At 56.4% G+C, this 19,611-nt stretch carries 34 protein-coding genes and 1 pseudogene; 3 read left to right on the top strand and 32 right to left on the bottom strand.

Features of this window, described 5'->3' with window-relative positions:
* Positions 1-7: 7 nt before the first annotated feature.
* The 19 genes from ACAX43_RS26720 to ACAX43_RS26630 form a co-directional block, all read right to left on the bottom strand.
* Complete coding sequence (locus ACAX43_RS26720; RefSeq protein ID WP_370711413.1) at positions 8-247, bottom strand: hypothetical protein; 240 nt, start codon at positions 245-247, stop codon at positions 8-10.
* Between the two features lie 14 nt (positions 248-261).
* Positions 262-507 (bottom strand): hypothetical protein, encoded by a 246-nt coding sequence (locus ACAX43_RS26715; RefSeq protein WP_370711412.1) that lies wholly within the window; start codon positions 505-507, stop codon positions 262-264.
* A 38-nt stretch (positions 508-545) separates the two neighbouring features.
* Positions 546-1,232: a hypothetical protein gene (locus ACAX43_RS26710; RefSeq protein WP_370711411.1), complete on the bottom strand. Its 687-nt coding sequence runs from the start codon at positions 1,230-1,232 to the stop codon at positions 546-548.
* A 24-nt stretch (positions 1,233-1,256) separates the two neighbouring features.
* Positions 1,257-1,433 (bottom strand): hypothetical protein, encoded by a 177-nt coding sequence (locus ACAX43_RS26705; RefSeq protein WP_370711410.1) that lies wholly within the window; start codon positions 1,431-1,433, stop codon positions 1,257-1,259.
* Between the two features lie 21 nt (positions 1,434-1,454).
* Positions 1,455-1,793, bottom strand: a complete 339-nt coding sequence (locus ACAX43_RS26700) for a hypothetical protein (protein ID WP_370711409.1) — start codon at positions 1,791-1,793, stop codon at positions 1,455-1,457.
* Positions 1,794-1,803: 10 nt separating this feature from the next.
* Complete coding sequence (locus ACAX43_RS26695; protein WP_370711408.1) at positions 1,804-2,604, bottom strand: abortive infection family protein; 801 nt, start codon at positions 2,602-2,604, stop codon at positions 1,804-1,806.
* 83 nt (positions 2,605-2,687) lie between these two features.
* A complete protein-coding gene (locus ACAX43_RS26690; RefSeq protein ID WP_370711407.1) occupies positions 2,688-3,428 on the bottom strand; it encodes a hypothetical protein in 741 nt (246 codons plus the stop codon).
* Between the two features lie 267 nt (positions 3,429-3,695).
* On the bottom strand, positions 3,696-3,977 hold the full coding sequence (locus ACAX43_RS26685; protein ID WP_370711406.1) for a hypothetical protein: 282 nt from the start codon (positions 3,975-3,977) through the stop codon (positions 3,696-3,698).
* 7 nt (positions 3,978-3,984) lie between these two features.
* Complete coding sequence (locus ACAX43_RS26680; protein ID WP_370711405.1) at positions 3,985-4,170, bottom strand: hypothetical protein; 186 nt, start codon at positions 4,168-4,170, stop codon at positions 3,985-3,987.
* A gap of 18 nt (positions 4,171-4,188) precedes the next feature.
* Positions 4,189-4,662 carry a hypothetical protein gene (locus ACAX43_RS26675; RefSeq protein WP_370711404.1) on the bottom strand — a complete coding sequence of 158 codons (474 nt, stop codon included), beginning with the start codon at positions 4,660-4,662 and terminating at the stop codon, positions 4,189-4,191.
* 259 nt (positions 4,663-4,921) lie between these two features.
* On the bottom strand, positions 4,922-5,743 hold the full coding sequence (locus ACAX43_RS26670; RefSeq protein ID WP_370711403.1) for a hypothetical protein: 822 nt from the start codon (positions 5,741-5,743) through the stop codon (positions 4,922-4,924).
* 17 nt (positions 5,744-5,760) lie between these two features.
* The gene (locus ACAX43_RS26665; protein WP_370711402.1) at positions 5,761-6,231 is read right to left on the bottom strand and encodes a hypothetical protein; all 471 of its coding nucleotides are present in this window, start codon (positions 6,229-6,231) and stop codon (positions 5,761-5,763) included.
* 16 nt (positions 6,232-6,247) lie between these two features.
* Positions 6,248-6,475, bottom strand: a complete 228-nt coding sequence (locus ACAX43_RS26660) for a hypothetical protein (RefSeq protein WP_370711401.1) — start codon at positions 6,473-6,475, stop codon at positions 6,248-6,250.
* 19 nt (positions 6,476-6,494) lie between these two features.
* Positions 6,495-6,644, bottom strand: coding sequence for a hypothetical protein (locus tag ACAX43_RS26655; protein WP_370711400.1), 150 nt, complete (start codon positions 6,642-6,644; stop codon positions 6,495-6,497).
* A 16-nt stretch (positions 6,645-6,660) separates the two neighbouring features.
* Positions 6,661-7,107, bottom strand: coding sequence for a hypothetical protein (locus ACAX43_RS26650; RefSeq protein ID WP_370711399.1), 447 nt, complete (start codon positions 7,105-7,107; stop codon positions 6,661-6,663).
* Positions 7,108-7,124: 17 nt separating this feature from the next.
* Positions 7,125-7,382, bottom strand: coding sequence for a hypothetical protein (locus tag ACAX43_RS26645; RefSeq protein WP_370711398.1), 258 nt, complete (start codon positions 7,380-7,382; stop codon positions 7,125-7,127).
* 12 nt (positions 7,383-7,394) lie between these two features.
* Positions 7,395-8,183 (bottom strand): DUF4393 domain-containing protein, encoded by a 789-nt coding sequence (locus tag ACAX43_RS26640; RefSeq protein WP_370711397.1) that lies wholly within the window; start codon positions 8,181-8,183, stop codon positions 7,395-7,397.
* A 68-nt stretch (positions 8,184-8,251) separates the two neighbouring features.
* Complete coding sequence (locus ACAX43_RS26635; RefSeq protein ID WP_370711396.1) at positions 8,252-8,503, bottom strand: hypothetical protein; 252 nt, start codon at positions 8,501-8,503, stop codon at positions 8,252-8,254.
* A gap of 63 nt (positions 8,504-8,566) precedes the next feature.
* Positions 8,567-8,929, bottom strand: a complete 363-nt coding sequence (locus ACAX43_RS26630; RefSeq protein ID WP_370711395.1) for a hypothetical protein — start codon at positions 8,927-8,929, stop codon at positions 8,567-8,569.
* A gap of 364 nt (positions 8,930-9,293) precedes the next feature.
* Here ACAX43_RS26630 and ACAX43_RS26625 point away from each other — a divergent pair, with 364 nt between their 5' ends.
* The gene (locus ACAX43_RS26625) at positions 9,294-9,557 is read left to right on the top strand and encodes a hypothetical protein (protein ID WP_370711394.1); all 264 of its coding nucleotides are present in this window, start codon (positions 9,294-9,296) and stop codon (positions 9,555-9,557) included.
* Positions 9,558-9,869: 312 nt separating this feature from the next.
* Here ACAX43_RS26625 and ACAX43_RS26620 read toward each other — a convergent pair whose 3' ends face one another.
* The 13 genes and pseudogenes from ACAX43_RS26620 to ACAX43_RS26560 all read right to left on the bottom strand — a co-directional run bounded on the left by ACAX43_RS26620 (position 9,870) and on the right by ACAX43_RS26560 (position 18,417).
* Positions 9,870-10,343, bottom strand: coding sequence for a hypothetical protein (locus tag ACAX43_RS26620; protein ID WP_370711393.1), 474 nt, complete (start codon positions 10,341-10,343; stop codon positions 9,870-9,872).
* 21 nt (positions 10,344-10,364) lie between these two features.
* Positions 10,365-10,646, bottom strand: a complete 282-nt coding sequence (locus ACAX43_RS26615) for a hypothetical protein (protein ID WP_370711392.1) — start codon at positions 10,644-10,646, stop codon at positions 10,365-10,367.
* A gap of 29 nt (positions 10,647-10,675) precedes the next feature.
* Positions 10,676-11,155 (bottom strand): GIY-YIG nuclease family protein, encoded by a 480-nt coding sequence (locus ACAX43_RS26610; protein WP_370711391.1) that lies wholly within the window; start codon positions 11,153-11,155, stop codon positions 10,676-10,678.
* 18 nt (positions 11,156-11,173) lie between these two features.
* A complete protein-coding gene (locus tag ACAX43_RS26605; protein ID WP_370711390.1) occupies positions 11,174-11,428 on the bottom strand; it encodes a hypothetical protein in 255 nt (84 codons plus the stop codon).
* 90 nt (positions 11,429-11,518) lie between these two features.
* Positions 11,519-11,722 carry a helix-turn-helix domain-containing protein gene (locus ACAX43_RS26600; RefSeq protein WP_370711389.1) on the bottom strand — a complete coding sequence of 68 codons (204 nt, stop codon included), beginning with the start codon at positions 11,720-11,722 and terminating at the stop codon, positions 11,519-11,521.
* Positions 11,723-11,777: 55 nt separating this feature from the next.
* Complete coding sequence (locus ACAX43_RS26595) at positions 11,778-12,449, bottom strand: tyrosine-type recombinase/integrase (RefSeq protein WP_370711388.1); 672 nt, start codon at positions 12,447-12,449, stop codon at positions 11,778-11,780.
* Between the two features lie 498 nt (positions 12,450-12,947).
* Positions 12,948-13,844, bottom strand: a complete 897-nt coding sequence (locus ACAX43_RS26590; protein ID WP_370711387.1) for a DUF72 domain-containing protein — start codon at positions 13,842-13,844, stop codon at positions 12,948-12,950.
* 125 nt (positions 13,845-13,969) lie between these two features.
* Positions 13,970-14,308, bottom strand: coding sequence for a hypothetical protein (locus ACAX43_RS26585; protein WP_370711386.1), 339 nt, complete (start codon positions 14,306-14,308; stop codon positions 13,970-13,972).
* Positions 14,309-14,668, bottom strand: a complete 360-nt coding sequence (locus ACAX43_RS26580) for a hypothetical protein (protein WP_370711523.1) — start codon at positions 14,666-14,668, stop codon at positions 14,309-14,311.
* Between the two features lie 48 nt (positions 14,669-14,716).
* Positions 14,717-14,941: pseudogene (locus tag ACAX43_RS26575) on the bottom strand (PAAR domain-containing protein); the annotation flags it as partial.
* A 116-nt stretch (positions 14,942-15,057) separates the two neighbouring features.
* Positions 15,058-15,366, bottom strand: a complete 309-nt coding sequence (locus ACAX43_RS26570) for a DUF4148 domain-containing protein (protein WP_370711385.1) — start codon at positions 15,364-15,366, stop codon at positions 15,058-15,060.
* A 170-nt stretch (positions 15,367-15,536) separates the two neighbouring features.
* Positions 15,537-17,387 (bottom strand): hypothetical protein, encoded by a 1,851-nt coding sequence (locus ACAX43_RS26565; RefSeq protein WP_370711384.1) that lies wholly within the window; start codon positions 17,385-17,387, stop codon positions 15,537-15,539.
* A 580-nt stretch (positions 17,388-17,967) separates the two neighbouring features.
* Positions 17,968-18,417 carry a hypothetical protein gene (locus ACAX43_RS26560; RefSeq protein WP_370711383.1) on the bottom strand — a complete coding sequence of 150 codons (450 nt, stop codon included), beginning with the start codon at positions 18,415-18,417 and terminating at the stop codon, positions 17,968-17,970.
* Positions 18,418-18,642: 225 nt separating this feature from the next.
* On the opposite strand from ACAX43_RS26560, the gene ACAX43_RS26555 reads away from it, so the two are divergent.
* Entirely contained in the window at positions 18,643-19,116 is a 474-nt protein-coding gene (locus tag ACAX43_RS26555) for a hypothetical protein (RefSeq protein WP_370711382.1), read from the top strand.
* Between the two features lie 30 nt (positions 19,117-19,146).
* Positions 19,147-19,383, top strand: coding sequence for a DUF3717 domain-containing protein (locus tag ACAX43_RS26550; RefSeq protein ID WP_370711381.1), 237 nt, complete (start codon positions 19,147-19,149; stop codon positions 19,381-19,383).
* Positions 19,384-19,611: the final 228 nt, after the last annotated feature.

Below are 19,611 nucleotides of genomic sequence, written 5' to 3'. Positions count from 1 at the left end.
TTCTGAGTTATCGATTCGAGTTCCACGCCTCAGTCCACTTCGCAAGTTGAGCCTTCGCCGTGCGGTAAGCGTCCGTCTCGAATCTTCCTGCCAGAACGAGCGCTTGCACTTCATTGCGCTTGCTCTCGATAGCCTCGCCCAGCGCCTCCATCACGCGGTCCTGCGGTGGCCGAACATCGACGCGCCTAGCCTTCTGTACGGCGTATTGCGCGACAATCTGCGCAAGCACCTTCTGGTTGTGAGTCATGCGATGCTTTTCCGTTATCCGCGCGGTGACTTGTGGGCGCCGAGCAGGTAGTTGTTGTTGATCCACTGCTTCGCCCATTCGATGCCGCGTTCGTAGGCTTGCCATCGATATACACGATTGCCGAGGTCGGTGAAGATGAACCGCATGTCACCACGCGAGACGATCACGCCCGAAACGAAGAGCCGCTGACGCGCCAAAATAGTCGGCGACGCCTCGATTTTCCAGCCTTCGTACTCCGCGAACCGGTTCACACGTTTCATGTCCACCTCCGACTCCAACTTCGTTTGCCGGTAGGTTTTTACCAGCCGCCCGCCAATTTGTGGCGGAGTCCAACGTGGAAACATGTCAGCCATTCACATGCCGTCTTTAGCGTTGCGAGTTCCGCTTGCAAAAGATTATGATCGTAACGAAATGCTTCTACTACTTCGTCGTTGTCGCCAACGATGAAGAAGGCCTTCAATAATCCTTGCTGATCAGTTTGCCAGCTTCGGACCTCTTCCAGCGGCAGCGGCTTGTTATTCGACTTCGTTGAGTTGTTCTCCGTTGGATATCGAAAGAACACCCCGCGTTGGTCCATTGCATCAATCTCGGCTATAGCCTTGTCCAACTCTGGAGGCGGCGGCAGCCATGCGGTTTTTGCGCGCGCTTCAAGCTCCACGCGATTCGAACTGAGCAAGTCAATGAAAGCGCAGTACAGAACACCGAGGTTGTGGATGCTAGTCAACGCTTTTGCTTTCCCATCTACTTGCACGGTGGGCAGCGACTTGTCTGTTATGACAAGCGACCGATGTGAGACGATAAGCACCGATTTGATATACAGCTCTGCCGCGTGACGAAGTAAAAAGCAGGTCGGAAGCTCGCGCTGAGCAGTGGAGTCACGTTCTGCCGCCATGAGCGCCTCCGCACTAGCCTGGAAGGCGTGAGCCATTGCGCCAAAGCCATCGTCCGAGTGTTTGTCGTACGGAGTCAACATCCAGTGCATCATTCGCCTCGCTCCTCGTTTTCCGGGCTATTCGTGATCGCGAAGGGCCGACAGCGATTCTTCAAGCGTTTCGGCAGCGTCGAAATGCAGTTGCACACTCGCGTCGCTCAGCGGTTCACCTGATGGCATTTTGCGTGATTCCGCCGAGTCACGAAGCACGTTGATTGCGGCGCGCAGCGCTAGTGCAGTGGTCAATGTGGACATATTCGTTTTCCTTGGTCCCGGTCAGGTATTGCGAACGGATATCGTCACTGGTTCCGCGTACCTGTCGCCGCGTTGACATTCCCCTCGCCAACCATACCCGGACTCGACAGGTTCATCTTCCGGCGCGCCCATGTAGCGCATCCATGCGTGACGTGGCGCAGGAAAATCTCCGCTCTCGCGCTGCATTGCGTCGGTCGCCGCAGCGAGGTCAACATGCCCTTCGATAACCAGCGTGTCACAGTTCTCGTTGACGAGCCAATCGACCGCCATGCCCGAAGAAACCGCTACGGGCGCTGTCAGCGATTTAGCCGCCAAGGCAGTCCGCTTCTTCGCTCCACCGTCTGCATAAAGTCGTGCCATGATTTTCCGATCAAGTTTTAAGCTTCATCTCGATGTAGTGCAACATCGAGCGAATCATGTTTATGAGGAACATCGCCTCCGGTTCCGGCACGACTTCCACGTTCGGATGCGCGACGCTCGCATTGTTACGCACCGTGTTGATTGAATCGACGATGGTCGCCGCCGCCTTAAGCACTAGGCCAAGCTCAGTCTCTCGTGGCCCGATGTAGTTCAATTTGGGGTGTCCTTCCCGGATGCGCTTAAAAATTGCTGTGATCTTCTCGTTCGGTTCGACCTCGATGCCCGCTGACTTCGCGACTGCGATTAGATACCCGTGCAAAGCAGTATGCGCTCGGTCTATCGCGCTCGAAGCACCCCGACCCGATGACAGCAACTGCTGTGCGTCTTCAAGCGCGCGCTCTACCGTTGACGATGAAATCGCCAAGACGGGCGACTGGACCGTCGAAGGTAAGTCGTTCGTTGCAAGATCCACCGCGACAAACCGAATGTACACCGATAGAAGTTCATTGAGAGTCGAGACGATTTTCGTGGTCACATAATTCGTTTCTGGCGAACTGGCGGTCTCGCCGAGGGCTATGTACGTATCAAAATCCACCGACGCGTACAGAACACAAAACTCGTCACCGAAAAAATTGATACCGGCATGCACTTCAAACGGCGTTTCGTCCAGGAACCTCGCGGCCTCACCAGCATTCCGCGCGTTGAGCATTTTCACGGCGAGGTGCTTGTACTTGGCCCATTGATCATCGGGAATCGCCTTTCCCTGCAGATCGATTTCCTGTGACCCGCTCCCGCTGTAAAGACGCAGCATCGTTGCCTCCCCGATTTTCCTAGTCCACTTGCGATGGCGCGAGCGAGTTTTAAGGTCGCCCGTTACCGCAGCACAAAAGCCGGTCACTCGGCCGTATTCTCTTCCGCCTTCCGCTTTTCAATCTCTGCTTTCCTGATGCGAGCATGCAGCGATTTGTGATCGGGCATTTCCCGCTCGAATTGCGCTTCCAGCTCGGGTATGAACGTCACGTCCAAGGGTCTTTTCTTATAAGCGTCTCTGCGCTGCTCAATCAGGCCGTTGAACTCCGCTCGCGACGCTTCGAGCTGCGCGGTTCCGCGTTCTCCGGCGTCGATTTCCGTCCGTATCTTCTCGGCGATGGTGAGCACTTCCAAACCGTAAAAGGCTAGGCGCTCCAACTCGGATTCATACTGATCCGCCGTATCAGCCCATACACCGCTGCGGGTGATCCACTCAGCCGCGTCCGTATATTCGCGCATTAATGCGCGAAGCGGCGCGACGAACCGAACGGGTAGTTCCACCCACCGCGGCTCCGGGTCGAACTTCAGCTCGACACCGCGTTGCGCGCCAGAGAATGGGTTCGGTTCATGCCGGTAATACTCGGCCAGCCCTTCGTGAATGTCGTACATCAAGCTGGCGCAGCGATTCGCGAACGATTCGAGCTGGTCCATGATTTCCAGCTTGACGTGATCGATGCGCTGTTTGTCCTTTGCGTTCTCGTGCCTTCTATCTAGGAACTTCGAGATCGCATTCCAGCCAACGTTGACGACCGCGCTAACAAGAGCGCTCGACGCCACAACTGTCACCCAATTTATGCTGGCCGCTGATTCTACGGTCACTGGCATACGTTTTCCCTTTTATCGCCGAGCGATTGTAACGAGCACGTGATCAGCGAGCCCGTTCGGACCGGCGAGGTCCGGCACTGTGACAGCGCGACCTCGCTCGTCACACCAATTCATAAAGGCACGCATGCGCTCAGCGTCAGTGGCGCCCGCACATAATGGCCGCAATTGTCCCCAAGGAATGCGCCTGACACAATCAAGGCGTTCGGTGGTCTCCAGGATTTCTTGAAGTAGCGGTGCCATGCTTCGCCCCCCCCCCGTTTTGATTCGTCAAAGCTGCGTTGAAGTCGACCAAACAATGTCGAGATTTGGGCCGTAGTTCAACATGAGATGCGCTAGCCAAATTGGATCGTAGTCCTCGCCTCGCGTAATGACCTTGCCTTTCTGTGTTTCTTTCGATGCCACGAGCAACTGTCCCAACTGCTCTCCTGACAAACGATACAGGGAGCCGGTCAGGTTAAGCCAACTCCCCAGTTTTGCGCTACAAAGCAAGCTCTGAAAAGTCGCGTCGTCTAGGATTACGCTTGCGCGCTCGGGTGTCATCGCGCTCATAGTTTTCCTACTTCAAATCCTGCGCAAGCTTGACGAGCATCCCGCCGATAGCCAGCGTTAGCAGCACACAATGGGCGATCATCCACCGGAAATCGCTTCGTTCTTCTCTCTTCCTCGCCGCGTGCCTGGCGTCCCAATCAGCCAGCCACTTCGCACGGCCTGCGTCGTTGTGCTCAAGGTCATTGAGATCCATCGGCAGCCTCTGGTTTTCCTATAAACCGTCGCCTATCATCCGCAACTGATTTTCGTTGCAGTAAGCCCTGAGTTTAAGATTCAAGTGGTGTACGAACCCGTTTCCTGCAAAAGTCACAGGGCTTGAGGAAGAAACGACCGTTGCATCTGGTTCAAGGCGCTGCCGTTTCACCCAACTGTCGAACTTGCGGAGCACCTCGCCAGCCAGCCACACCGACATCCCTCCGCGCCTCTCCGGGAGAACGTACACATAGTCCACGTGAACGTAGCAGTGATCCGGTGCGTCTTCGTCGCGTGATAGGGCGAGCCATATGAAACCGAACGGCGGCTCGCCGTGGTGACAAATGTGGTAGCACTTCGCCGGTGGTTCTTGTGAACCGAGATATTGATCCTCGGCCATACGGTCAAGTGAAAACAAATGAGCTTGCTTCCGACGCTCTGTCTTCGGCACCGGTTTCCCCAACGGCTGAAGTTCGCTTTGCTGAGTTCCCATTGGTGTTTTCCGTCCTACTTGAAGGGCCAACCGCGAGGCAACGATTTGCGCAACTTTCGGAAGGCAACCGGCGCACTGACCCACGCAGTAATAAGAGCCGACGCCAGTCCCGCCGAGAACCACGCTACGCCAACCGTGTTCCCCGTCGCGATACAGGCCAACAGGAGAGCCAGTCCGAAGCCGAGCATGGCACCTGCAGCTAGACCGCGAAAATAGCGGCTTTCCATTTCCAAATCCTTTTAATCGTTTTCCGAGATATTTAGAACATTTTGGGTGCTGACATTCCAGCGCGCGATGCACCCCACGGCCGCCCAGGATCGCCAGCGAACGATGCATGTTCTTGCTTGCGGTCGTTCCATGCCTGTTCAAACGCTTCGAACCACCGCCCTTGAAGCAGCGATCCGGTGATAGCGTCTTCGTATTCTGCCCAGCTCATGCGGGCCGTGCTCAGCGTCAGCGACCCGAACGGCGAACAGCGCACGAACAAACGATAGGCGTCCTGGCAGGCCTGTTCCTCACGCACCCATTTGTCGAGTGAGCCCGGACCGCTTTCCCACCACGCAGCGGGACGCGTGCCCTTTGTGTGAAGCAGTCGCTGTCTGATTGGTCCTTCCTCTGACCCGAACACACTGTCGGCCACCACGAGCAGTACGTGATGCACCCTGAACCCCGACGAACGAACAGCAGTTTCGATGTACTCGATGTGCTCGTGCGGCAACCCATCGTAGGATTCGTACCAACGGTCGACAAGCACCACGTTCGCATCCGACGCTACCCAGCAGCCCAGCGTGGTCAGCGTGTGGTCGACGATCGCTTGGTGGACGACTGGATCGGCGCAGCCTGTCCGGATATTGCGATGGTCGAGAAAGCGACTGAACGCGCGATCACTCGACCGATCACTGTCGGAAACGTGTGGATCGTAGTCGATGGCGCCGATGACGTTTCCCCCGTGCTTCGCAATACGCGAAGCAAGGCGGCTCGACAAGGTGGACTTGCCAGCACCACAGATTCCGACGAAGTGCACGATGTCCCGCGCACTCGGCCACAGATCCTCCTCAGTCAGCTTTCTTGGAATGTCCATGCGCTTTCCCGGTTTTCCTAGCTCTGAATGTTGCGGACGATCATCGTGACTCGCTTACCGGTCGGAGTCGTCACGATGAGCGGCAAATCGCTTCTGATAACGACCGAAGTCGGCGGGCCGAACCAGCCCTTCTCAGACGGACTGACCTTTTTATCCGAAACGAACAGCAGCCCGTTGAGCACCCCGTCATGCAATGAGGGCTGCGCCATGATCTGTACCGTCACGCCATCGGCACTCGCTGACTTCGGCGAGCCACCATCCTCCAGGTTCAGGGCGAAGGGCTTGCCTGAAATTTCAACGGCGACCGTGTATGAACGGAGGTCCATAGAACCATAGGTCTTGATGCATTTTTCGTGCGCGTCTGCGACCTTCACGCTTTGACAAGCCGCCTCTACTTCAGAAGCAGATAGCGTATGCGCCCCCGCCATTCGTGACAGGCCCACCATCGCGATAGCGATGATCGTTCTGCGTTTCATCTGGTGCTGCATGACCACTCCCGTTTTCCTATCCTTGCCTGGTCTCGTCGAGCAACGCCTTCAGGCGAATCTTATCGGCCTCGTACTCGCTCACGGCAGCCCGACCTATGTTCAATGCGGCCTGGAATGCAACAGACGTCCAGAGGAAATACGCGCCAAAGGCGTAGCCGCTATCACCATGGGACAAAAAATCACGGATGACGCTCTCAGCCTTCCCGGTCAAGTCGCCGTAACTAATGGTCGTATCTAAAGGCATGTTGATCTTTTCCGTTTTCCTAGTAGCCTGCAGCCAACACCGCGCCGACCATCGCGGCGCATACGAGCGGTGAAAAGGCAAGTTTCCATTTGCCGACGCGAAGGCACCCGATGCCGGCGCCTGCGAGTGCAACCGCTTCGACCCCGTGAATGATGGACAATGCGTGCATGACGTTTTCCGATCCGTTAATCTTGTGAGTCGAAGCGACCGTAGAGCAGGGAGTTCTCCACGGCCAGTTGAAATGCATCATAGCGAGCCTGATCGACTACATGACGTAAAGTCGGCGCGGCGCTCGCGAGCATTAGAAAATCGTCATCGGGCCGTCCGTCGCGCAAAAACTGATAGTCGGGGTCGCTCTCTCCAAGCGTCACGTCCTTCAGACCATCGCCCGCAGCATCCACAACCGAATGCGCATGAAACTCAATGAAGCCGTACTGCAACTGGCTTTGATCTGCCAGCCAACCTCGCACGGGCCGATCGTGAGGATGCCCATCCAACCAGTGCGCGACGTTCTCATGGCACTTGCCGCGACGCTCGACGTGGCCATTAGCATATTCGCCAGTGCGAACCACATCCTCAGCGTTGCCGATACGCCTGAACAATTCCTCAGCCAGCCCGACAGTGTGTGCCATGGTACTTTTCCGAGAGTTCAACCTAGCTTCGTCGTATCACGACTGTTCATGTCGGCGACAAGCTGCCTCATATATTCCTCACCGCTGATCACCTCTACGCCTTGATTCCCGCTGTCTTCGTTATCGTAGAACTCGCGAAGCGAATTCAGCAGCGGATCGTAGAACGTAGTTTCAAAGGTCATGTCCTCACTAGGCGTTTCCTGCGCGAGCGAAGTTCGCCCGCTCGAGTGTCCCATTTGAGCGAGCTTCAGCGAATCGTCTTTGTCGTTCGTCATGGTGCGATTTTCCTATGCATCTGCTTTTTGGGGATCGATGTCGCCTCCGTTTAGACACGCGCGATGAAACAGCTTTCCGAAACCGTTCAGCCGGATAAACCAGAAATCGGTTTCTTTCATGGCTGTTTTTACCGCACCGTAAGTCGACGCCCATTGATGGTCATTTGTGTATGAGACAAGACCGAGCGAAACGAGATGTTCAATGTAGGTGTACAGCAAGAAGGGTTGCTGGAGTTCTTCTGGACGGACGAAAAGCGTCTTCAACAACTGTTTGGATTCGTCCGAGCAGTGCGCTTTGTTGACGGCCTCGTCGCGGTCATCTTGCAACAATACATCGTCAATTGCCTTTCGACGTATGTAGGCAGATGGGTCACGTTCAGATAGCTGTTGAAGAAGAAGCGCTTCATCGGGAGCAAGTTGCCCCACAATTTGGACAAACGCCGGATGCGCATCGGAAACCCGTTCCTTGTCCATCGCGCGTGACAAAAGATTGACGTACATTTCGGCGACCGCGGTCCCGTCCTCCTCGTATCGCAGCTTCTCCCCAATTTGAAGAGCGAGGGATTCGACAGGAGGAATCCGCGCTTCGACCGGAACACGGTCGATGGCGTTGCGCAAATGTCGCGCTAAACGATCTTGCAGCATTGCTCCGAACTGGACGGGGAAAAGCAGTAAGCGAGCCGTCTTGGCGAAATCAACACCGATCTTTCCGACTTCCTTCAATGTATCCGAAACTCCATCGCTGTACGCAGCTTGGAGTAGTTCGCCAGGTACTGCATTGAGTAGATCTTGTTCATCCATTTTTTTCAGATCCTGTGCGTTGCGCCGTCGTGCATGCCTCCGTTGGCGTTTTCCCTATCAGTTATCGGTTACGGCTCGAAAGGAACGAGGACAAGGTCCGAACCAGCGGGCGTGCCCTTGGTAGCCGGCTCGACTTTGCTCCTTTGCATGACGGCGCGCCGAGGCATGCCGGGTACCGTTACCGTCACAGATGCACCGGTCTCAACCAGGCGGCTGAGGTTGTCCCGAGTGCCTTGCGCTCCAACGCCGACGCCGGCCAGCACGTCTTGTAAATGTCCTTCATCGGCGAATTCCACCGTCTCTTTCAATACTTTCGTCATTGCAAAGCGCCTTTTTCTTAGATGCTGGCAACACCAGCGTTTTCCGTGATGTTCGGCGTGTGACTACTTGGCCTTGATGTAAGCGAGAAATTCGTCGTGACGCTGACCGATCAGCCAGTCGCACCAACTCACTTCAAGCTCAAACTGTGAGTACGAACCCCACGCTCCGCCAATTGCCATGTCACCCCACGACGCAAGCTCAGGATAAGTCGCGCGCAAGACGCGGATATCGGCTCGATCAGCGTCGCTCCATTCGCCTGCCGAACCTTCATGCCCCGGAAGCACGAACTTGCCTTCATCGAACTCTGAGGCAGCTGCCGGCAGTGCGTGCGCGGCGAGCAGTTCGCTGCGGAACCGTTTCACGGCACTTTCGTACACAGGATCGGCTACAGCCTTTCGATATTCGTCCACTTCGATGGTTTGCATTCTCACGTCCTCTTGTCGGCTACCGGCCGTGCGGAGCGCCCACGCGCCAGATGCTTTTCATGTGTGGCCAGCGCATCGAGCGCGAGCGTTTTCCGATTCACTGGTGTGTAGCAAACCCATTTACTGCCCAGCGCCAAGTTCAGCCAACATTCTGTCGGCCGCTTCTTGCCAAAACGTGGCGTGCTGCCGAAGCTGCGCAGTCTCGGTCGTGGCAGGCGTCCAGAGAGTGTCGGGCACATTCGAGCCAAGAAAGCGCGGATGCCGCAGTTGACGACAAGCCCAACGGTAACGTTGCCTTGCCAGTTCAGGTTCGATACCGAATCGCTGACCCGCACCCTTGATCGTGGCACCTTCGACTATCGCCTTGAAGATCAATACGGCGATTCGACTGTCGTCGGGCCGGTTCAAAATTCGCGTAACCATGCTTCGACTGTTTTCCGTTGGTTATTCGCAGGTTGCACCACTCAAGCGCCACAGTACTCGGATAGGCTCCCAGCCGATCATGATGGTTGTGGCCGCGCCGATCGCCGCTATCAAATCCGAATTGAAGTGCCTGGCAACCGTGAAACCGAAAAACTCGACGGCGATGGCGGCGAAAATGCGAACGGCTGCACTTCTTCTGGCCTGACACACAGCACATACTCGATTCATTTCAAATACCAGTCCTGTTTCTCGCATGCCTCGCGCAAGATTGCCTGCGCGGCATGGTTCTCCAGAATTCCCATCGTGCCTGTTTTCCTACATCAATGCGTTTTGAACGAATCTCGAAAACTCGGCGCACTGTGGCCGCACTTACAAGCGCCGCCGCTCCAAGAGTCGAGGCCACCCTTTCGCCAGCCGCATGCTCCACAAAAGGGATGCAACGCCAACTGCTTGTCTGTGAGGCCCGCCGCTAGATCGAGCGCTGGTGTGTTCGTCTTGCTGTCCATCGTTTTCCGAGTTAGCCGCCGAGCTTCGTGAGCCGCGCAGCGAGGGCCTGGACGGCGCTCGAATGCGCATCTTCCCCTTTTTTTACGCGAGCCTCTAGGGCATCGATGTGCGCCTTCGTGTCCATCGCCAACTTGCCCGCGTCTACGCGCACGAAAAGCACCCGGTACGTATCAGGGTTGTCGCTAATTTTTTGAATCGAGAACTGCACCGCTACATGGTCGGTCGTGACGAACCCGCCGCAGTCGTCGCAGAACGCTTGATGAGACGTTTGAATGCCGCCGCAAGTGTTGTAATGCGCACGCAATGCGTCCGATGCCGTGCTGCAACCCGCAACGCTGGCAGCAATATCGAGCACACGCTGAACTTCGGGTGACTTATTCGCGATTTCGAAGTGCAAACCCGCGACGAGGTACAGTTCCGAACGGCCACTCTTGGCGACTTCGGCCCCGAGCACATTAAACAAATTATCTTTGCTGGTAATCATGATTTAGTTTTCCGTTGCGCTTTACCGCGCATTAAATCGCTTCATGGCATCGACACCGCTGAGGCAGCTACCGCCTAATTGTTTAGCAAAGCGAGCGCAATCTTTGGCGCCCGAATACGGGACTACGGCAACATCCTCGTGTCGCTGAACGACCATATAGGTCTGCTGCGGTTCGAAGACAGCCGGAAGCATCAGTACGGACTCGCCATCACGCATGACAACTATTTTGTCGCTGTCGGCAGGCGACTGCGCCGACGCGATCAGCGGCATCGCAGCGAGCATTAACAAAGCGATCTTTTTCATGTTGCTCTACCTCGTTTTCCGTTCAATACCTAGTCTGGCAATTCATCGAATAGCGTCAGCTCATCGCAGCTTAGACAATGAAACATTCCACTGGCCTCTTGCTCGTGCATCCCACACATACATCCGCAATACGGGCAGCATTCGTACAGTTCCAAGTCGACCCACTTGCACACGCCGAGGTATTCCGGCACACCATCACGATCTCTGCCGGTGATTTCAAACGCATCCGCGTTCTTCGCAACAAAGCCATCGATGCCAGCCCTTCTGAGTAAATCCAAAACAACACCCGTGTCTATTTCAAACCACTCACCCAGCACGCAGTAATCTTCAAGCTTTGAGTGGAGGATGGCCTCAAGCTCATAGTCTTGACCTTCCGTCTGAATCCACCCCAACAGTTCCAGCACACGAGGATTTCCAGTCTGAAGGTTCTTGACACGCTTCGGAGGACTACGGGATACGCCGACCTTGATGTATTCCTCGGGCTGCTCGCGGATGAAGTAGACGGACATGATTTCTGTTTTCCGCTGTTACTCGGACGCCTTGCTTTGCTCAAGCGTCAGTGTGTCCGTGGTCATCACGTCCTGCGGGTCAAGTAGACGCGGAACCAAATGAGTCCCGCAAGCGCTCTTGGTAAATTCCACGCGCTTACGATCCGTCGAGATTGCTACAGCCTTCCCGCGCGTCTCGATAAGATCGAACAGGCGTTGAATGCCGTTCACAACATGGACGCGCGTGCCTGCTATCGAAACGAGAATGCCATCGTGTTCTTGATTGCTTTCCATACCCTCTTTTCCTTTTTTCTGTCCGTGTTATCGGCACATGCGCGCCGACCATGAGGGAATCATATCTCGCCGCAATTACAAATGCGACGCCTATGTTGCATTTGATTTGAACGTAAGCACTAGCCCGCGATATGCATCCGCCTCCTTCGCAGGCACTTCCTGCCCGGTTTTTTCGTAGCGGCCGATTTGTTGGCGAGTCAAGCCCCAACGCTCCGCAAGCTGCGTTTGGGTCAATCCGGCCTTCTTGCGCAGGGCCTGCACGTCTTCGCCGTAAAGCACGTCGGTATCCCTCATGGGTGTTTATCAAATGGAACATAGGTGTTCCATGATCATACCTCACGCGCGAGCCTCATAGCACGTCGCAGAACATCTGCCTGAGCCTTCTATCTGATACGGCCAGATAGGGCAAAACGTGGTCCAGTTCCGCATGACCTAGAAGCTGCTGCACCGTCTCAATATCGTGCCCTTGCTCAACGAGGTTGCTAGCAAACGAGCGCCGTCCCGAATGGGACGATCCACCGCGTATCCCCGCATCCCTGTAGAGCTTTGTGACGTAGGCTTGGAGGCTGTCACACGCCGAGTAATCAACCGGCTCCCCGGCCTCGTTGATTCGCCGCTTGGTGCTCATCGCAAACTTGCGGCCCTTGCCAGCAAGGACCAGGCACGTTGACGGCGCGAGTCCTCGATAGCGCTCTGAGGTTAGCTCGGTTCCCATGCAACGTTCAATGCGATGGTTCAGATAGCACTCCAGAGCCGAAACCGTTCTCGGATGCGTGAGATAGACACATCGCTGCCGACAACCCTTCGTGATTGCGGCCCGGAGACTGACCTCTGAACGGACCGCGCCCGATGGAAACAGCACGTCTTGAACCTCGATTTGAGCTATTTCGCTGACGCGCATTCCGCACGTGATGCCCAGCAGGAGAACGAGACAATCGCGCTCGGGATGGCGCGATGTTGCAGACGTGACGGCGAGTAGATGCCGGATTTGAGCCGGTCGGAGTGTTGCAGCTTGGGTCATGCGCCCTCTGAATGGGATCGGTTAAAGCCATATTCAGAGAGAGATTTGATGAGTGTCTTTTTCAAGCGTATCACGGCTTGTTTATTCGATTCCTCGGAAAAGCGGCCACGGCAGGCAAAAAAAGCCGACCGCGAAGGGTCGGCTCAAGGATTCTGCCCATTTCCGAGGGCCGTGGCAGAACCTGAGAGACTGCGTGAGGATAGCCGCACCCGCCACGCCGCAAACGGTCGATCAGACCCCCGAAGCGGTGTCTTATCTGACCGCTGGCGACCGCCCAGCGTCGCGTAGGGCTCCCCGCGTCGATTTGAACGGAGCCGTCCATCAGCCAGCATACAACGCCGGCCGGCGGGACAGACGCGATGAGCAAACCAGTCCTTCAGGTTCTCGTCCACCTGACCAATCAATGAGGTGTCCACGGGAAAAAGCTTACCTTGGCTCCTGGATCGCTGACGATTGGGCCGGGTTTGCCACGCAGCTAGCGGAAGCGCACCCGTCGGCTCACACCTCGATCTCGTTGAGCAGCCGTGCCATCGTTGCCGCATTGCGCTGCGCGACATCGCGATAGCAGTTGTTGAACAGGACGTGCGTACGTGCAGCACGCCGTGCGATCTGTGCGATCGGTGGCGCAAGCTCGCGCAGTTCCTGATCACTGTATTCATAGTTGAACCGTTCGGCAGCGGACTCGGCGCCACTCCACGTCGACGCATTGCGGCCATGCAGACGCATGATCGCCAGCTCAGGCGAGGTCGTCTCCCATACCGTATGCGCGCGCTTGGTCACTCCCTCGGGCGCATCGACGATGACATGCACGATACCTCGCTCCCGCTCCATTGCCAGCGTCGATTCGCGGTGCTTCTCGCCCAGCCAGCTTTCGTTGCGGAACTCAAACGCCGTCAGAAACGGGTGCATCCGCTCGGCACAGTGTTCAACGTGCTCCCTCGCTTTCGGTGCCGCGGTGATCCAGTGAGGAAACTGGAAAAGCACTGAGCCTAACTTGCCGGCCGTATGTAGCGGCTGCAGCGCCTCAAAAAAGCGGGCCCACAATTCATCCAGCACCGCCGGCGGTATGTCCTTGTAGTAAAGGTTCTTCTTGCCAGTGTCCGGTAGATGGGCCTGTAAATCCTTCGGGAAGAACCGCGGCTCGGTCTGGTGGCCGGTGAACAGCCGGAAGGCCTTCAAGTCAAAGACGAACCCTGGCGGTGTGCGCTCGACCCATAAGGCGCTGTTGCTCGCGCTCGGCATCGCGTAGTACGAGGAATCGACTTCGACCAGGGGGAACACGCTTGCGTAATACCGAAGGCGAGCTTCTGCGCTATTGCAGCCGGGAGGGTAGAAGGCGCCGGACTCAATCAGCGTCTTGTCAGTCCAGGAAGCGGTGCCCACCAGAATCGACATGCCAGTCTCCATTGAGAATCGGGGCGATCATTCTGCCACCGGCTATGCATAGACGCGGCAGCGCGAACCGCCGGCCTCTTACGTTTGCCTGACCTTCTAGGGGGCGCGTCGCCATTTGCACCCCGTTATGGCTTTTTCCCCCACCATGAACGTTTTCCAGTTTCCGGCGGCGTCGTACCGGGTCCGGAAGACGGCTCAGATGCGTCACGATCGTTTTCAGTGGTGAGCGCAAGATGGCTCTTAAGGAATGGCGAACGGCCGGCGAGAATGAGCAAGATCATGCCGCCCAGTCGACGTGCAAAATCATCGTCGAGCCGGTTATCAAAGTCTTCGAGCGGCACATCGACGCTGGTGCTTGTCGCGATGGCTGTCGCCACGAGATCCTGCGTAACGTGGTGATACGAAATTGCTTTTGCGTCCTCATCGAATAGCGTGATCACGCACGTCTTGCGCTTCGCTTCCATTTAGTAACCCCTGCACTGTTGATAACGCTCGAACGCCCGCTGCGAGCAGGCCAGAAAATACGCGGGATTTCTATACATGGCCCTGGCCGCATTGCACGTTTCCATGTCGAGTTCGTACTGCGCATGACACTCCGCCTCGTCGTCCTCGCTCACGCCTCGAGCGGCCAGTTCCATCGCATCCCCGCTACTTGCGGCGTTGCTGGCAAAGGCGAGCGGCGTCGACTGCTTCAGCCCGCTCCCCGCTGACCCAGAGGTTGCGCTCGGCGCGGTGGTCGCGGCCTCCGCGTTAGGCGCATACACATGGGCCGTGGCCTGCTGCACGACTGGGTCTGCCGGCGAGCCGTCCATCGACATTGACATTGTGCTTTGCGAAGCGATGAGCCGCGGCAATGGATTGCATCGGCACAGACAGAGATCATCACTCAGTGCGGTTTGTCTGCCATCGGGACCTGCCTTTGACCAGCGGGGACCGTCACACAGAATCTTGCCAGTGCTGTGGCATGCAGGGCAGCTCACCGCGTCGCCTTCAAACGCGAGAGGCAAGCCATCACAGTGCATGACGGCCGAGCCTTCGGTTACCGTGCCGCCTGCGGTGGTGCTGTCGCCTTTGCGAATGTAGTAACGCTGGACCATGCGCGCCTCCTTTTCGTCGGACGAAATCGCATGGTACGACCGCAATCGGCATCCGCAAAGGGAAACTCCCGGGTTCCCGGTTCGGCCCCTAGGGATCGTCAGCACATTCACGCCCATCATCCGGGCTGCGGCTGCTGACATTCGGTCTGAAACCAGTAGTCGACGAGGCGCTGTGCCGCTTGCAGGTCATCGGGGTAGTACGGATCGTCATACCATGGCGACGGGTCATAGCCGGCTTTCCTGAGCGCGGCCAGTTCACTCTGGTGCTGCGCCATGGTCGGGGGCGCATTCGACTTTAGAGCCGCGAGGTCACGGCATTCTTTCGGCGTTAGGTAAGGGCCGTTATACGGCATGGCGCGGACCGCGCAGCCGAGCAGAAAGGTCGAAGCGAACATAGCCGCCACGACTGCGCATCGTCTGGTCATATCGCCGCCTCCCGGCACCGCCGAACCTGGCCCCGTGCCCGCACAGATCAACGCCTGCCCCGCTGCACCGTTCCTTCGACGCAGGCCTCCGGGCGTTCCATAGCCTCGCTATTTGTCGCCGCTGCCAAAGACAAAACAATTTTCATTGCGGGCACGCCTAAAAGGCACACTTACTTACATTCACCTTGAATGGGCTTGGTCGATATCTCTCCGTGAGTATAGGCTCTCGAAAACGGTCCAGTCCCGGCCACCGAGGTGCCCGACCCTCCCGGAATCCACCAGCGATCTTCTACGGTGTAACTTTCATTTAAGAAACAATTTGATCCATCCTTAGAGGCTATGTGGTACCAGTGCTGGTAGTCGATGTCAAAACGAGTCTTTCGCCCGAATACGTCATAGACCAAGAGATAGAACACCCCATCGGCCTTTGGCATCGTGGATGTCCATAAGGCTTCTCGTTCCGCCGAAGTATTTATGTCGCGCCAGCCGGGATTGCCCCTCGTCGAATCGACAACGAGAAACGATGACGTCTCTGTCGCTTTTTCGGGTGTTTGTCCTTGACTAACTGACAAGGGATAAGTGCGGATGCCAGTATCCTCGAACATCAGGGTTGCGTGGTCGAGACCTGTGCCGTTAATCATTATCACGGCGCTAGCTTCCCCGTCTCCAACATACTGGAGCGTCATTTTTCCAGAAGACTCGAACGGGCCTGGGATTCCCGGCACAGACATACGGATATGGTATCTCTCATTCATCTTCGAGACGGAGGCATCGCGACCCCACAATCCCCGGTGGGTCGTCAAGAGACGATAATCGGCAGTCGGCAGAGGCGGAAGTATTAGCACAGCAGTATTTACTGCATTGAGTCGGAGATCCGACACTGCGGATGGACAATTAGGCGGCGAATCGTAGCATACGGCGCTCGCCGTAAGAAGTGACGCTAAATTAGCATCCACGCTTTTTTGCTGCTCCTCAATACGCGTTCGTTTTTCACCCTCAAGGCCAAATTCTAAAAGACGGTCAATATCCAATTTATATTGGAGCTGGTTATTAAACGTGTTTGCCAGATTCTTTCGCGATTCCGTCACGATCTGCGACAGAAAAGGCGGTCCGGGCTCTTGTAAGCCCAAGCTACTGTATGATGTCGTCCTATATAACAGTGGCGCGCTTCCGGGGGACGCTCCCGGAGCGATTTGAGAAGGGAAGCCTTTGCTAGTGTCGGTTGCATAATTCAGAGCTGACTGGATAACTGCGGCGCATTTAGAAAGGTCACCTAAGGTGCACTGCACGAAACTCTCGGATCCATTGCTCGATGGATCAAAGATCCTGGTTATCTTGCTCACGTCACCGCCAATTTGGAACGCTGAAATTTTTACTTTAGTATCGCGTGAAAATTGGCGCGACGCCTGGGCCATCGTCGCATTCACAGAGTACAGCGGTCCTGCTATGCTGAATTCTGTCTGAAAGCTTTGTTTTTGCTCCAATGAATTGAAATCAATCCGGATTGAAAAGAATAATTTGGCGCCCCGCGTAATTTCGCTTACATACTCGTCGCCGCACGTGGCCGTCCATTGACCTGCTGAAGACTGCACGGACTTCCCCGCGGCCGTAAGTCCGGAATACAGGAACCGGTCTGTGGGAAGCTCGTAATCAGATAACCATATCGAAGATATAGAGTATTGCGAAGACGTACTGCTCTGGGCAAATTTTGCAGCCGCACTAGTGCTGACAGCGCCAAATTGCGCACGCCCTCCCACTTCAATCCCAAGCTGGCTTTGTGCTTCAGACTGCGACAGTGAGTTCTGGAAGCTAAATGACGACGTCGCGGTACCTGCGGGTACGAGTGATCCGGCAACGCATGCCCCGCCGAGGAAGTCCTGCTTGTCGGTGTCGTATGCGTCGCCAGGTAGCGCCGAGCGCGTCGCAGTTATCGGAGATATATCGTGAGCCCACGCCCCTTTAGGGGCGAGCTCGCCAACGATCGCGATAGCAAGAACAACCAACAATTTTTCATGGAGCATTAGTCGATCTCCAATCTAGCTACAGAGTGACTATCTGTTGAAGGCGGTGGTCTCGGCAAAATACTCTAGATTTTCGGTGTTGTGCACGGCGGCGTTTGGGTCAATTGAGGCGAGTGCTTTGGCTGCATCCGTTCCGTATTTATCGAAATCGGGGTCATCAGAAGCCCCCAACCGGATGCCAACCGACGTGAGGGCACTGAGGCTCAGAGCTGGAGCATGTCAGGTTAATTTGTCGCGTGCCTCTTCCCCTCTGCAAGGTGGAACCAGAAAGACGCCAAAGCACTCAACCGGTGCCGCATCCCTCTTTTAAATCAAAATGGAGAACAGGCGATGCGGAAAGTGTACGCTCGCCCACAGATGCGAAGGAAAATGGCTCCATAGCTTGCGCTGCCGAACTGACGAATGACATCAGAGCTTGTCCGTCACGAAGGCACGGACGACCGTTGCTTACTAAAAGGCTGCCGTTCACCTGATGCGTCTTCCAACGGCCGTTGTGGGTCGGTGTGAGCCCGTCGGCGGTCAGTGTTGCCCCATGCTCGGCGTCGGAGCACCTCGCCAGGGCCGTCGCGGCCCGGCGCAGTTAATCCATACCCGCCGCCCGCCGCATTGTCGCGGTTACGCCCTGCCGGGTCTGCCAGTAGCCATGCCACGGGTCATCTCTCAGCGACCGTTGACGCTCAACGGCCTTGCGCATCGACCATTCATCGCCGCGCGTCACCTGCTTCAGTTCGTCCCACGAGAACGGCATCGATACGCCCATCCCTGAGCGGGTCCGCACTGAGAAGGCGGCAACCGTGCTCGCCCCGCGACTGTTGCGCAGGTAGTCGATAAAAATTTTGCCCACGCGGTTTTTCGGCCCGAGCACTGCCGAGAGTCTTTGCGGCACGACCTTAGCCATATGCTTTGCAACCGCGTGTGCGAAGGCCTTGGTCTCGCTCCATCCCTGCCGGCGCGTCAGAGGAACAACAACGTGAATGCCCTTACCGCCGCTCGTCTTCGGAAAGGAGCGCAGGCCGATCTCGTCAAGCACGACCTTCAGAAGTTCGTGTCATCGGCGACCTGAAAGTCGTCAAAAACTGACGGTGTGAAAGCGTCTTTTCTTCCTGGTTTTTCTTCGAAGTCATCTCTCTAAAGGCTGGCTTTTCTTCGGCGACTTCAGTCCCTGTTTCTCCTTGCCTTCCGTTGTGTCTGTTCTTCGTGCGATCGGCACGGGGCATTGGCGCGTCGCATGATCGGCCCCAGGGAGGGCCGGTCCATGAAGCGCCAGCAAAGAAAGCGCAAGTGCCCGAATTGCGGAGCGTGGTTCGAGCCCGATGTGCGCAATGTGCGGCACCAGCGGTATTGCTCCGAAGCCGCGTGCCGTCAGGCGAGCAAGGCTGCCAGTCAGCGCCGGTGGCTGGCCAAACCCGAGAACCGCGACTATTTCCGCGGCGCCGAGCAGGTCGCGCGCGTGCAGTGCTGGCGCGCCCAGCATCCGGGGTACGGGCGTCGTGCCAGCACCGCGACGGCCGCTGCGTTACAAGATGACTGCCCCGCGCAAGCTTTTTCACTCCATCTCGAAAATGATTGTCACGGGCACGGGCCGCGCCAGATCCGCACATGCCCATCATTGACTTTAATGGTTGGTGCTGTGTCGCTGACGTACTTCCGCAACCGGGTCGATACGCTACATTCACGCGTGACGGGTGCTACGGTTTCATCAATGGGCCATCCTGGGATATCGTGCTGAGCGTCAGCCATTTTTTCAACGGATGGATCGATGCAGATTTTTACGGTGGCGCAGGTCGAAAGGGCGATCGGTTACTGGCGCAAACATTATGCGCAGGCGCGGTTTAATCCTGCTGACGCGCTTGAGGAGCAGTTGCTGACGGCACTTTATCGCCGGATGCTCGCACATCGCATGGGCTGCATTGGTGCCGACCAGCTCAGTCCTACAGAACTGATTGCGTTCAGGTGTTTGAACGACATTATCTGGGCATCCCGGGAAGATCTGTAATACGCATTCTCGAGACTGGAAAACCAGCATGGAAATGCATAATGGCTTGAAGGACGCCCCCTTAATATTCACAACCGCGGAGCAAAAACTGGTGTGCACACCCAAGGAGCAATGCGCAGCAACATAATGCTGCTCTCCCAGCCGATGACTACACGGTCATAAACGGCGTACGTCCCAGAAACTTCTGCCTCCATCCCGCTGGTTATTGGGGAGAAAGCGACGGCTGCA

Origin of the sequence: Paraburkholderia sp. IW21 (genome assembly GCF_041321145.1) — a bacterium.
GTDB lineage: Bacteria > Pseudomonadota > Gammaproteobacteria > Burkholderiales > Burkholderiaceae > Paraburkholderia.
The sequence above is the reverse complement of the archived record's forward strand: the minus strand, read 5'-3'. Positions and strand labels throughout refer to the sequence as shown.